General features: G+C 34.1%; 10 protein-coding genes and 1 pseudogene. 5 read left to right on the top strand and 6 right to left on the bottom strand.

The annotated features are described in order from the left end of the window. Positions 1-211: 211 nt before the first annotated feature. From EPK97_RS09250 to EPK97_RS09265, 4 genes and pseudogenes are all read right to left on the bottom strand, one after another. On the bottom strand, positions 212-3,331 hold the full coding sequence (locus EPK97_RS09250; protein ID WP_162036326.1) for a GDSL-type esterase/lipase family protein: 3,120 nt from the start codon (positions 3,329-3,331) through the stop codon (positions 212-214). A gap of 39 nt (positions 3,332-3,370) precedes the next feature. Then, positions 3,371-4,135, bottom strand: coding sequence for a tyrosine-protein phosphatase (locus tag EPK97_RS09255; protein WP_162036327.1), 765 nt, complete (start codon positions 4,133-4,135; stop codon positions 3,371-3,373). A 226-nt stretch (positions 4,136-4,361) separates the two neighbouring features. Then, a pseudogene (locus tag EPK97_RS09260) lies at positions 4,362-4,477 on the bottom strand (ketol-acid reductoisomerase); the annotation flags it as partial. Positions 4,478-4,538: 61 nt separating this feature from the next. After that, positions 4,539-4,700 carry a hypothetical protein gene (locus tag EPK97_RS09265; protein WP_162036328.1) on the bottom strand — a complete coding sequence of 54 codons (162 nt, stop codon included), beginning with the start codon at positions 4,698-4,700 and terminating at the stop codon, positions 4,539-4,541. 174 nt (positions 4,701-4,874) lie between these two features. Between EPK97_RS09265 and EPK97_RS09270 the strand changes: the two genes are divergently transcribed. The 4 genes from EPK97_RS09270 (at position 4,875) to EPK97_RS09285 (ending at position 7,635) form a co-directional block, all read left to right on the top strand. Further along, positions 4,875-5,162, top strand: a complete 288-nt coding sequence (locus tag EPK97_RS09270) for an aminotransferase class V-fold PLP-dependent enzyme (protein WP_338075682.1) — start codon at positions 4,875-4,877, stop codon at positions 5,160-5,162. 60 nt (positions 5,163-5,222) lie between these two features. Continuing rightward, the gene (locus tag EPK97_RS09275; RefSeq protein ID WP_162036330.1) at positions 5,223-5,393 is read left to right on the top strand and encodes a hypothetical protein; all 171 of its coding nucleotides are present in this window, start codon (positions 5,223-5,225) and stop codon (positions 5,391-5,393) included. 72 nt (positions 5,394-5,465) lie between these two features. Beyond that, positions 5,466-6,131: a response regulator transcription factor gene (locus tag EPK97_RS09280; RefSeq protein ID WP_162036331.1), complete on the top strand. Its 666-nt coding sequence runs from the start codon at positions 5,466-5,468 to the stop codon at positions 6,129-6,131. A gap of 70 nt (positions 6,132-6,201) precedes the next feature. Beyond that, positions 6,202-7,635, top strand: a complete 1,434-nt coding sequence (locus tag EPK97_RS09285) for a sensor histidine kinase (RefSeq protein ID WP_162036332.1) — start codon at positions 6,202-6,204, stop codon at positions 7,633-7,635. Between the two features lie 104 nt (positions 7,636-7,739). On the opposite strand, the gene EPK97_RS09290 is transcribed toward EPK97_RS09285, so the two are convergent. Together EPK97_RS09290 and EPK97_RS09295 are read right to left on the bottom strand one after the other, a co-directional pair. Continuing rightward, positions 7,740-9,641: an ABC-F family ATP-binding cassette domain-containing protein gene (locus tag EPK97_RS09290; protein ID WP_162036333.1), complete on the bottom strand. Its 1,902-nt coding sequence runs from the start codon at positions 9,639-9,641 to the stop codon at positions 7,740-7,742. Positions 9,642-9,791: 150 nt separating this feature from the next. Continuing rightward, entirely contained in the window at positions 9,792-11,063 is a 1,272-nt protein-coding gene (locus tag EPK97_RS09295; RefSeq protein ID WP_162036334.1) for an MDR family MFS transporter, read from the bottom strand. A gap of 157 nt (positions 11,064-11,220) precedes the next feature. Between EPK97_RS09295 and EPK97_RS09300 the strand changes: the two genes are divergently transcribed. Then, positions 11,221-12,951: an ABC transporter substrate-binding protein gene (locus EPK97_RS09300; protein WP_162036335.1), complete on the top strand. Its 1,731-nt coding sequence runs from the start codon at positions 11,221-11,223 to the stop codon at positions 12,949-12,951. Positions 12,952-12,953 lie beyond the last annotated feature (2 nt).

Here is a 12,953-nt window from a genome sequence, read left to right on the forward strand (position 1 = left end):
AGACAGAATCTAATTTTTCAATATAAAGATCCAATTTTGAATAGTAATTTCCGTAATTTGAAATGGAAGATGGATAAGTTGGGATAGTTTATAATAGATGGACAATAACATAAAGGGTCTAGCACATTATGATGTACTAGACCCTTTTTTCACATTATTAAAAGCTGAATTTCTTACTTTTCCATGTATTTGGATTCAAAACATGGTGGGTTTACTCCTCATACAGGGTTTGAAATATTGTGTATGCCCCTTCAACTAGTAATGCACGGGATGCTGGCAATGTATAATCCGCTTGTTCCTCCATCAGTCCCAATTGAATCGCTGCGACTACATATTTCTTTGCCCAGCCACTTGCATTTTCGACTTCTAAGTTTTCATTTGCAGCTATTTCTATACCACTCACAAATGCATATCCTTCTACCAATATCTTAATAAACTGTTCCATGGTGACATTTCCAGTAGAATCAAATTTATTGTCTCCTACACCATTCATAATTCCTGCTTTAGTTGCTGCTGCTATATATTTGTAGGACCATCGTTCTTGTTCAACATCACTATATTGGGACTCATCTAATGAATCTGCATCTTCTATATTCAACCCTAATAATAATGCAATAATTTTAGCTGCTTGTTCTCTTGTCATCACATCTTCTAAATGAGGCTGACCATCCTCATAACCGCTAAAGATGCCTATAGTTTTTAATGTTTCAAATTTTTGTTCTGTTGTTATTTCTGTAGTTTCAGGATCAAGTTCAGGTTCAACTACTTCAGGTTCAACAACTTCAGGATCATTTTCTGTTTCATTGCCACGATTTGAATTAGTAGAAGATGTATTTCTACTTTCCGTTGTTTCTTCTGGTTCATTCATTTCCTGTGAATTCTCAGCTTGCTCCTCCATCACGTTAATAAATCGATCAGCAATTAATTGATAACCTGCTTCTGTAGGATGGATTTCGCCTGGTAATAAATATAGAAATGGATCATTTGGAAATACTGCGTCTAAAGAAACATAGAATGCGTCGTTATGATCATTTGTTGCATCTATAATTATTGAATTTAATGAACCCAATGTACCCAACAAAATATCTAATTGTGCTTGTGGCACCTGATCAATTAAATGTGGGTAAGGGAAGTAGTACCCAGAAACATATACTTGAACTTCATCATTTAATGCAAAGATTTGCTCCAACACACTAGATAAATTTTCTTCTACTTCTCCCATCTTTGTCGTTAGTTGTTCACTGTCAATACCAGACATGTCAATAGTACCTGTTCCTGCATCGTAAGGTATTTCTGATAAGATATCATTCGCTCCGATGGTTAAAGTAATAACGTCTGCTTCTTCAATTGCGTCTTGTATTGTTAAATTTTCGATACTAATGTTTTCTGATATTTCTCCAACTAGTGGTGCAGGAAATTCTCCCCCAAATAGAAGTAGAAATTGTTCTGTTGATAAATCATTTTCAATTAAACCATTTAAATCGGAAGTTGTAAGTCCTGGAATTGCAAATTGTTTTGTATACGTAATCAATGGTTCATCTTCAGTTAAATATTCCTCTATAAAATCTGTGTATCCTTTGTCAATGGTTCTAGTTGGTGTGAAACCCGCTGCTATAGAATCACCTAAAGCTATGTAATTCAATGTTGTTTCTTCTGGTGGTTCTGGTAAACCGTTAGCTTGCTCCTCCATTACTTCAATAAATCGATCAGCAATTAATTGATAACCTGCCTCTGTAGGATGGATTTCGCCTGGTAATAAATATAGAAATGGATCATTTGGAAATACTGCGTCTAAAGAAACATAGAATGCGTCGTTATGATCATTTGTTGCATCTATAATTATTGAATTTAATGAACCCAATGTACCCAACAAAATATCTAATTGTGCTTGTGGCACCTGATCAATTAAATGTGGGTAAGGGAAGTAGTACCCAGAAACATATACTTGAACTTCATCATTTAATGCAAAGATTTGCTCCAACACACTAGATAAATTTTCTTCTACTTCTCCCATCTTTGTCGTTAGTTGTTCACTGTCAATACCAGACATGTCAATAGTACCTGTTCCTGCATCGTAAGGTATTTCTGATAAGATATCATTCGCTCCGATGGTTAAAGTAATAACGTCTGCTTCTTCAATTGCGTCTTGTATTGTTAAATTTTCGATACTAATGTTTTCTGATATTTCTCCAACTAGTGGTGCAGGAAATTCTCCCCCAAATAGAAGTAGAAATTGTTCTGTTGATAAATCATTTTCAATTAAACCATTTAAATCGGAAGTTGTAAGTCCTGGAATTGCAAATTGCTTTGTATATGTAATCAATGGCTCATCTTCAGTTAAATATTCCTCAATAAAATCTGAGTAACCTTCGTCAATTTCTCCTTCAGGTGTGAAACCCGCTGCTATAGAATCACCTAAAGCTACGTAATTCAATGTAAGTGTTGTTTCTTCTGGTTCTGGTGGTTCAGGTAAACCGTTAGCTTGCTCCTCCATCACGTCAATAAACCGTTGAGCAATTAATTCATAACCTACGACTGTAGGATGGATTTGTTCATTTGGTAAATACTCAATTGGATCATTTGGAAATACACCCTCTAAAGAAACATAGAATGCGTCGTTATGGTCATTTGTTGCATCTAGAATTATTGAATTTAATGAATTCAATGTGCTCTGCAAATTAATTATTTCTTCTGGTAGCATTTGATCATATAAATGTGGATAAGGGAAGTAATACCCAGAAACATAAACTTGAACTTCATCATTTAATTCAAAAATTTGCTCCAACACACTAGATAAATTTTCTTCTACTTCTCCCATCTTTGTCGTTATTTGATCAATATCAATACCAGACATGTCAATAGTACCTGTTGCTACATCGTAGGGTATTTCTGATAATATATCATTCGCTCCGATTGTTAAAGTGATGACATCTGCATCTTCAATTGCGTCTTGTATTGTTAAATTTTCAATTCTAATGTTATTTGATATTTCTCCAACTAGTGGTGCAGGAAATCCTCCCCCAAATAGAGATAGAAATTGTTCTGTTGATAAATTTTGTTGGATTAGACCATTTAAATCGGAAGTTGTAAGTCCTGGAATTGCAAATTGTTTTGTATACGTAATCAATGGTTCATCTTCAGTTAAATATTCCTCAATAAAATCTGAGTAACCTTCGTCAATTTCTCCTTCTGGTGTGTAACCCGCTGCTATAGAATCACCTAAAGCTACATAATTCAATGTGTTTGATTCAGCGTGTACTTGGGGTATGGAAACATTCGCTAACAAGAAACATACTATCATCATAATGATATATAATTTATTTTTTCTCATTCATAAAACCTCCTGGGTTATAGTAAATTAGTCATATTTTCACAAACTGATTTTCATGTTCCACCATTTTTTTCTTTTATGTTTTACAGGTTCTTCTGCAGTAACCATCTTGTTATCTGCTAATTCCTTTGCATTTTCTAGCATTTTATACCTTGTACTTGCTCCAAACTCTTGCTGAATCTTCTCATAAGATAGCATTAAGTCATCATACTCACCTTCATCCGTCGAAACAAAGTGAGTTAATTGCCCAGCAATGAGTTGTAGTGCAAATTTTTGTGTTTTTTTACCAAATGCACCTGTTATACTCGATGATCCTACTTGAGTTAAAGCTCCATTCCATACAAGTTGATATAATAAATTTGGATTTTTAACAATGGCTGGATTTCGTTCAGGATTAACAATTATGGGTTTTAATCCTATCAACTGAAATTCATATATAACTCGTTTTGTATAAGGAGGAATACAGATTGGAGGCAAGGAAATAAAAATATATTGATGCTCATTATTTAAAGAGAGAATTACATTTTTTTTATAATCTTCAACTATATCTTCATATATTAAAACTTGATGACCTGCCAATATATTTATGTTCATTTTCTCTTCTTTTAAGTTTTCATTTAATTCAGATACCATTTCTAAAATATATTCTTTTCTACTTAAGTGGTTTTCTTTATTAAAATGAGAATTTGCAACAATATGTGTAATCCCTTTCTGTTCTGCTTCCTTTAATGTTTTTAATTTCCAAAACCACTCCTTAGAGCTATAATCCATAAGTGATAAAAAATTACAATTTATATCAATCATGTTAAGTCACTCTCACTTTTTACTTATCTCTTTTTTTGAAAATCCATTTATTAGTAACTTATCTGAACATTCGTCTGACCATATAAGTTGTCTCCAACAGCAATGATCACTTCTTTTAATATTTATGTATGAAGTATCAAACTTACATTGAGGTAGTAAAATAGCTATACGAGACTACCATGGACTTAAAGCATCATTTTCACGACGTTTTGAACCTACTTATTTATACACCACTATCTCTAAGATTTTGAGCCTGTGCATGCCCTTGACTTCCATATCTGGTTACTGCGATTGTTTTTCCTGATAATAACCGTTTAAATCTGCGTCATTTTCATAATACATTGTACCTCCTGATAGACTGATTTTATAATACAAAGGCGTGATCCTTAAGTTAGAATGTACTTTATAACTTACATACTGTCAACTGGTTTTTTTTACAAGAGTCGTAACTTTCCCTGTTTCCAGAAGCCGTATAATCAGCGTATGTAATCAACCGTTTGCCATACTGACTATTCATAACGCTTCCATAACCTATGGTTTGATTTCTAAGATAATTCACGTCCATATTCTGAACTCCTTTTAATCTACATCTAATACTTCATTCATTAAACAAATATTAGGGATGTTATGTGAAGACACTGTGAAGTGATTCCCTTGGAAAAAAGTACCTGTCGGAGAGATAGCTCAATACCCTTAGGGTGGGTATGCAGTAGAATGTTACCACAAGTATCTTATAGATATTGAAGTCAGAGAAGATGCGGGGACTCCAGATATTATGCAAATGGTGAGAGCTGCTATGGCTCTTGATTTAAAGGATACTTTGGAGGTAATGCATATCGAGAAGATTGATCAGCGCCGTATTGCACAAGCCATTGAAGTTCTGAGACCTGAGCGAAACATCCAAATCCTTGGAAATCCAAAACGCAGATTGTCGATTTTAACATTTAATATCAGATACAGAAATGGATATTTACATCAGAGATTTGTCTCAGCCTTACTGAACGATCTATTTGGGATACAATCATAGTCGGGTTGTACTTGTGCTGAACCTTATGGTATCAAACTTCTGAAAATTGAGCCTGATAAGATGGAGAAGTTCACTAATGCACTACGTAAGGAAATTAATACCATGAAACCAGGTTGGACACGTGTTTATTTTCATTTTACAATGGATGATGAAGCATTTAAATTTATCATTAAGGCCATTCAATTTGTTAAAAAATACGTAAATTTAGAAGCACATATCGAAAATATTTGAAATTTTCAGATAAAAAAAGAATGGAACTTGAAAAGAAAACCATTTGGCTAAGTTTTTCATGGAGGTTAGCGTATGAAAGTCCTTGTTGTTGATGATGAATATCATATTCGAAAAGTGATTGGAGACTACTTGAGAGCAGAAGGTTATGAAGTTTTAGAAAGCAAGGACGGATTGGATTGCATTGATAAAGTGATGGTCAATCCAGATCTGGACTTGATTTTACTTGATGTTAGAATGCCAAAGATGACGGGGTTTGAAGCAATAGAGAAGATTAAAAAGCTAACGAATGTACCTGTTCTGTTTTTGACTGCACTGGATGAGTCTTATGATGAAATTAAAGGTTTGAATTTTGGTGCGGATGACTACATAACAAAACCGTTTCGATATGATATTTTGATTGCTCGCGTGAATACAGCACTCAGACGTAGAAGAGCATCAAAACAAACACTATTTGAAGTCGGAAATTTTAAGATGGACTTTTCAAAACGTGAAGTGAAAATTTTGGAAACCTCTATTAATTTAACCAAAATCGAGTATGAGCTTCTCGAGTATTTTATAAAGAACAATGAACTTGTTCTTGATAGAAACAGAATTCTTGATATTGTTTGGGGTTATGACTATTACGGCGATCCACGCACAGTAGATACGCATGTTAAAACACTAAGAGTGAAATTAGGAGAATATGCGAAATGGATATTAACAAAGCGGGGTGTAGGTTATCAGTTTAAGGTGGTGTAATATTTGTAATTTGGGCATCAAAATGACTTTGATATTTTCATTGGTGTTCTTTATACTGTTAGGAACCCTGTTGTTTATCAATACATATTTTATGGAATCGTATATTATATGGAATGCACATCGAAATATGGAGAATACTGCTAAGGAATTGAATGAGAAGCTCCGTGTAAATCCAGACTATTACTGGATCAATGACATTCGAAGCGAAAGTTTGTATCTTGTTTTCGATGAGGAAACAATAAATCCAACTCTGCATCCTGGTGCTCGATTAGAACCACCTTCAGCTCCTCAATCTGGACAATCAAATGGTGTACAACAGCCGCCAAAAAAGTTTATTGATATGTTTTTGAAAGAGGCGCCCATTTTAATAAAACAGCTCAAAGAGGGTCCGGATAAGGTGCTCAAAGGTGCTGAAATAATGGGTAAAGGTATGTACAAGACCATTTATCACTTAAAGGTTTTAGACAACGGTGATTTAATTATACAGATTTATAAAGGCAAAGAAGCATTTGAAACGGTCTCAGTGACAATGAGATTTTTATACAGTGCAGCCACTTTGGTATTTGTGTTGGGTATAATAATGATCTGGAAAATATCGAATTTAATAGGACAAAAAGCAAAAAACCTGAGTGCCAAAACAAAAAAGATGGGTGAGTTAGATTTTTCCGATCCAATTGTAGTCAAAAGCAATGATGAGATTGGACAGCTATCTAGTAATATCAACATCCTCTCGAGTAGGCTGGAAGAGGTCATAGATGATCTTAAAGTCTCCAATGAAAGACTAAATTTTGAGCTGAAAAAAGAACGAAGCCTGGAGCAAATGCGCAGGCAGTTTGTTTCAGATGTGTCTCATGAACTGAAGAATCCTCTGAGTATGATTCAGGGGTATGCGGATGGACTCCTTCATGACATCCCAAAAACAGAGAACGATAAAAAATACTACCAGAAGATTATTGTTGAAGAGGCTGATCGACTTGGAAAACTCCTTAAAGACTTGCTCGATTTATCGAGCTACGAGTCAGCCGTGTTTAAATTAACATATGGTCAAGTTGATTTGAATGATCTAATCAGTGATATACATGAGCGATACAAAGTGAAAGCAGATGAAAAAGGACTTTCCATTCAAATGGATTTTACCGAAATCCCTATGATTCATGCGGACCAAAGGAGATTAGAACAAGTAGTAGTCAATCTTTTATCTAATGCGCTTAAATACTCTGATCGTGAAGGGTTGATTCTCATTAAGACAAACCATGATGGAAATCATGTTGTTTTTTCAATTGCTAATACAGGCAACCTATTGAATCAAAAACAGATGGACATGATATGGAACAGCTTTCATCAGGTCGATAGTACTCGTCCTGGTAACGGCTTAGGACTTCCTATTGTAAAAAGTATCTTAAAGCTGCATAAGGGTAATTGTTTAGTTTCAGTTGAAAACGAGATGAATTGCTTCAAGGTTCAGCTACCTATTATTGCTGATTGCAAAACCCAAGCTCTTTGAGTTCAAATACCTTGAGTATCCCAGCACCAGCGTTGGAATTAAAAAGTTGCTTTTTATTAAATTATCATAAATGGGCTGGCTCCCCAGCCCTCCACATCATTTGTTTAACCTTGTTCTATTTCTTCGATCATTAAAGACAACTCTTCCCATCGCTCCATCGTTTGCTCTAGTAACTGTTCCGTTCTTTGCTGTTCTTCATAAAGTTCACTTACTTTTTCAGAGTCACTACCCGCTTCTACGATTTCTGCTTCAATTTCTGAAATTCGCTGCTCTATATTGGTGATTTTATCTTCAATTTCTTCCCACTCTATCTGTTCTTTGTAAGACAACTTTTTACGTCGTTCTTTTTTATTGGCCTGCTTTGAGGCATCTTCTTCGTTTTGTTTTACTATTGCTGGTTTTTCTTTTTCAGCACTTTTCATTTCCATATATTCTGTGTAATTTCCTTGGAAACGTGTAATAACTCCGTTCCCTTCAAAACAAATGAGCTGATCCACTACTCTATCTAAGTAGTATCTATCATGTGAAACGCTAATGACAACGCCAGTAAATACTTCTAAATAATCCTCTAGTATAGTTAACGTTTGAATATCTAGATCGTTTGTAGGCTCATCCAGCAATAAAACATTCGGTTCAGACATTAATATGGATAACAAATATAAACGACGACGTTCTCCTCCAGACAATTTTCGTATATATGTCCATTGAATGCTTCTAGGGAATAAAAACCGCTCTAACATCTGCTCTGCTGTAATCGTTGAGCCATCGGCTGTTTTTACAACCTCTGCTTTTTGTTTAATATATTCAACCACTCTTAAGCTTCCATCCAACTCTTCGTTATTTTGCGTATAATAACCGATTTTTACCGTTTCACCGATCTCCATGTTTCCTGTATCCGGTTTAATTTTGCCTGCTAATATATTTAATAAGGTGGATTTCCCACTGCCATTGGGTCCAATAATGCCTAAACGTTCATCGGATACAACTAAATAATTGAAATCATCTATAAGTTTCTTCTTATCTATGGATTTGGACATCCCTTCAATCTCAAACACCTTTTTCCCAAGTCGGTTCGATCCAATCGAGATATCCAGACTATCCTCTTTCGTAATTGTTTTTTTATTTTGAAGTTCATGTACCCTTTGAATACGTGCCTTTTGTTTAGTGGTTCTTGCTTTAGCTCCACGGCGCAACCATGCTAGTTCTTTTCTTAATAGATTTTTACGTTTGCTTTCATCGATGATCGCTTGTTCTTCTCTCTCTGATTTTTTCTCTAAAAAAGTTTCGTAATTGCCTTCATAGGCATAAAGTTTACCGTGATCCAATTCAAACATACGATTTGTCACACGATTTAAAAAGTAACGATCATGTGTAACAAGGATGAGTGCCCCTTGATATTTTGACAAATAACCTTCTAACCACTCGATTGTGTCATTGTCCAAATGGTTTGTCGGTTCATCTAAAATGAGTAAATCTGCAGGTTGAATAAGCGCCTTAGCAATGGCGACTTTTTTCCGTTGCCCACCAGATAAGTTTTTCACCTGGTCAGTAAAGTTTGTAATGCCTAATCTAGTTAATACGGTTTTTGCCGTAGTATTTGCTTCCCATGCGTCCTCTTGATCCATCTTCTGTTGTTTTTTGAAAAGGGTTTCCTGTTTTTTGTCATCGTTCGGATCATTTTCAAGTTCCATTAATGCTAATTCATATTCTCTTAATGTGATCATAATGGAGGAATGACCATAATAAATTTGCTCTAATACCGTTAAATCTTCTTCAAACTGAGGATCTTGAGGGAGATATTCAATTTGAAACTGATTTGCATGAATAATATCCCCTTTTTCAACTGAATCCAATCCAGCAATCACTTTTAATAAGGTGGATTTACCCGTTCCATTGACACCAATTAAACCTATTTTTTGTTTTTCAGAAATAGTAAAAGAAATATCATCAAATAATACTTTTTCTCCATACGTTTTTAGTAAATGCTCGACTGCGAGTATGCTCATTCTATAATCATTCCTTGTTCCAAATTAATAATGTATACCATCCTGTATATTGTTCTTCTACTATCTCATATTTTGATTAAAAATTACACTGCGCTCTTTAAAAATATAATGTTCAAAAACAACACAATAGATTTATCTCGTATGCAATCCTTATGAAGCTAGTTTCTGTCTTTTAGCTGAACTCACTTTCTCCTCCTTCTCCACTCTCGCCTGAAGTTCTGCAAAAATAAAATGATAGATGGCTACGCCAATGAAACCGATACTTATAATAAAGATACTCATCATCCATGTGGATAAATATGCACTTATCGTGACAGAAATGGAGGTAATGATTTGAGCAAGATTCAGCGTCATATTATTAACTGCCATATAAGAGCTTCTCGCATGTTCAGGTGGAATGGATGCCATATAGGAATGAAGCACAGGTAACTTAACCACCTCTCCTAATGTGGCAACGGCAATAAAAACAAGTAAAAACCAAATGTTATTCGTATAAGATACAACACCATATCCAATAACAAAAAGGATAGAACCTAACAGAAGCACACTTTTATCTGAATATCGTTTGAATAAACTTGTTGTAAATAAAAGAAATAATACGACTAGAATTGTGTTCTCAGTCAGTAGAAAACCCACCATATTCACACCATCTAATTCCCAAAACAAAAAGGTCTGAGTTAGCATTTCTTCACTTAGTCGAATGCCAATATAGTTGGGTAATTGAATTTCCATAGATAATATGAATACACCCGCGGTCATAAATAGAACAAACAATTTATCTTTAAATACGAAACTATAGGTTTTCAACATTTCTGTCACATGGGATGAAGCATTTTCTTTTTTTACAGGAAAGTAACTTTCTTCAATAAAAAACAACACTAGGATGACAACTGCTAAAGCACCCACGGAGAGTCCGATTAACAACTCGAATAAATAATGTTCAAAAAATAGAGCACCTAGTATTGCACCAAACGCTATCGATAGATTATTTGCCCAATATGTGATGGAATACATGACTCTCCTTTGCTCTGGTTTACTTACATCTATTAACATCGCTTGATTAGCAGGACCTGACAACCCCATAAATATCGTGTTTAAAGTCATCATTAAAAACGTGATAAAAACGGATTCGAACCAAGGTGAATTAGATAACATCATGATTAAAAATGCAATAAATCGACCTATTTCTGCATAAAGGATCAGCTTCTTCCTCCCATAATTATCAGAAAAATATCCTCCAAAGAAGTTGATTACAATCCCCATCAATACATTTAATAATAGTAAAATCCCTGCCGTTTTCACTCCATAATAACTCGATAAATAAATAGCCATAAAAGGAAAGATCATACTTCCTATAAATTTACTAATAAAAGTCTCTATAATCCTAATCTTAATATTAATATGAAAGTCTTTAAATCTCATTTGTACTCCTCCTTCTTCTCTATGTGTTACTTCTTGATGTTTAAAATAAAAATTGCATGGAATTGTTATGCATCATTATGCAATACACAAAAGAGGTTAAAAAGGGTATAATTAAATCAATTACAACCCCTTTATTTATAGGAGGAATATATACGGAATGAAAGATCTAGACTATTTTCAAATGAGAGCTCTTTTTTATACTAGAGAAATCAACAATACGGCTTCATTTAAGTTGAAAGAACTAGAGGAGATATGGTTTTGCAACAAAAAAAACGCAAAAATAAAAGTAAGAAAATTTGAAACGGAAGGAAAATACGAATATAAACCTGGAAAAGGAAGAGGGAACCCATCTCAACTTATTTTTACAAAACCTCTTCAAGAAGAAATAAAGATGATCATAAACGAAAACATCAAACGTGATCATTTAGAGGATGCTTTTCAATTATTACAACTACCTATCCCAAAATCATGGGTGCTAGATTTGACAAAAGAAATACAAAAAAAGTTTGGTTATCAGTCCAATCATTCAAAAGATGTACTTCGACTGATGATGTTAAAAAGAATAGTAACATTAGATCCACTCCAATGCTCTATTAACTTTGAAGAATATTTAATACGACATTTAGGAAGCACTCTCGTTACGTTTGATCAAAAATCAGAAACCATTCAACCTCATTTAGCACATCATTGGAATGTAGAGGATGACAATAAAACTTGGACATTTCATTTAAGAAAAGGTGTCCATTTCCATCATCAACGAACATTAAATAGTGAAGATGTAAAATATACCTTTGAACGTACAAAAGAATCTCCTTACTCTAAACAATGGTTGCTTGCGAACATAGAAAAAATTGAATGTTTATCTCCTTATACCGTCCGTTTTCACTTATTACAAGCAAATCCATTATTTTTACGTTATATAAGTGCAACTTCTCTATCTATTCTACCTAAGGATGAACCATTTGATGAAAACAAATGGATTGGGACGGGACCATTTCAGTTAAAAAAACGTACAGATAATGTGATTGTACTAGAAGCATTTGATTTGTACTTTTTAGAACGTCCATTTATTGATGAAATTGAATTTTATCTTATTTCCAATGAGACAAAAGATGTTATGACTATACAAATTAGAGGGGAACAATCAGATGAAACTTCCGTTAACAAAGTAGATAAGCTCAATGGGGTTCGATTTCTTGCTATTAATTTCAACAAACCCTCTATTGTACACAATCATTCGTTTAGAGCTGCACTTTATCACTTATTAGATATGAAAAAAATGTGGAAAGATAACGGATACGACCATTTAGTAGAAGCATCAAGTTACTTCCCATGGAATTCAATACAAACTGAATCAAAAAACAGAGGGCATGTAAAATCATTAGTGGAACAATCAGGATATCAAGGAGAGACACTCACCGTATACACGAAAAATATAGATGCAGAAAAAGCAGAATGGTTTGTGAAGGAAGCTGCCACTGAAGGTATTCAATTACAATGTAAAGTGTTTGAGATGGATGATTTTTATTCACCTTTATTGGATCAAAAAGCAGATCTACTTTTTGCAAGTGAAGTTTCTTCTTATGATTATCATTTATCTTTCATAGAAGCACTTTATAACAAAACCAATTTATTTCAAAGGTTTATAAGTAAAAAGCATTTAATTTATATTGAAGATTGTTTATCAAAAATGAAATATGAACCTGAACATCATAAGAGAGAATATTGGATGGATCAAATAGAACAATATTTAAGAGAGCAGCATCTGATTCTCTATTTATACCACCCTCATATTCACCGAACCTTTAACCATACGATACAAGATACTGAATTTGAGGCATTAGGGTATGATGATTTTAGAAAAGCATGGATTGATATGAGGGACTGATT

Origin of the sequence: Chengkuizengella sediminis, from assembly GCF_010078385.1 — a bacterium.
Taxonomy (GTDB): Bacteria; Bacillota; Bacilli; order Paenibacillales; family KCTC-33759; genus Chengkuizengella; species Chengkuizengella sediminis.

Coding starts and splice junctions, on each gene's coding strand:
- EPK97_RS09275 (WP_162036330.1), top strand. CDS start 5,223: ATGGAGAAGTTCACTAATGCACTACGTAAGGAAATTAATACCATGAAA.
- EPK97_RS09255 (WP_162036327.1), bottom strand. CDS start 4,135: ATGATTGATATAAATTGTAATTTTTTATCACTTATGGATTATAGCTCT.
- EPK97_RS09290 (WP_162036333.1), bottom strand. CDS start 9,641: ATGAGCATACTCGCAGTCGAGCATTTACTAAAAACGTATGGAGAAAAA.
- EPK97_RS09300 (WP_162036335.1), top strand. CDS start 11,221: ATGAAAGATCTAGACTATTTTCAAATGAGAGCTCTTTTTTATACTAGA.
- EPK97_RS09265 (WP_162036328.1), bottom strand. CDS start 4,700: ATGGACGTGAATTATCTTAGAAATCAAACCATAGGTTATGGAAGCGTT.
- EPK97_RS09295 (WP_162036334.1), bottom strand. CDS start 11,063: ATGAGATTTAAAGACTTTCATATTAATATTAAGATTAGGATTATAGAG.
- EPK97_RS09250 (WP_162036326.1), bottom strand. CDS start 3,331: ATGAGAAAAAATAAATTATATATCATTATGATGATAGTATGTTTCTTG.
- EPK97_RS09280 (WP_162036331.1), top strand. CDS start 5,466: ATGAAAGTCCTTGTTGTTGATGATGAATATCATATTCGAAAAGTGATT.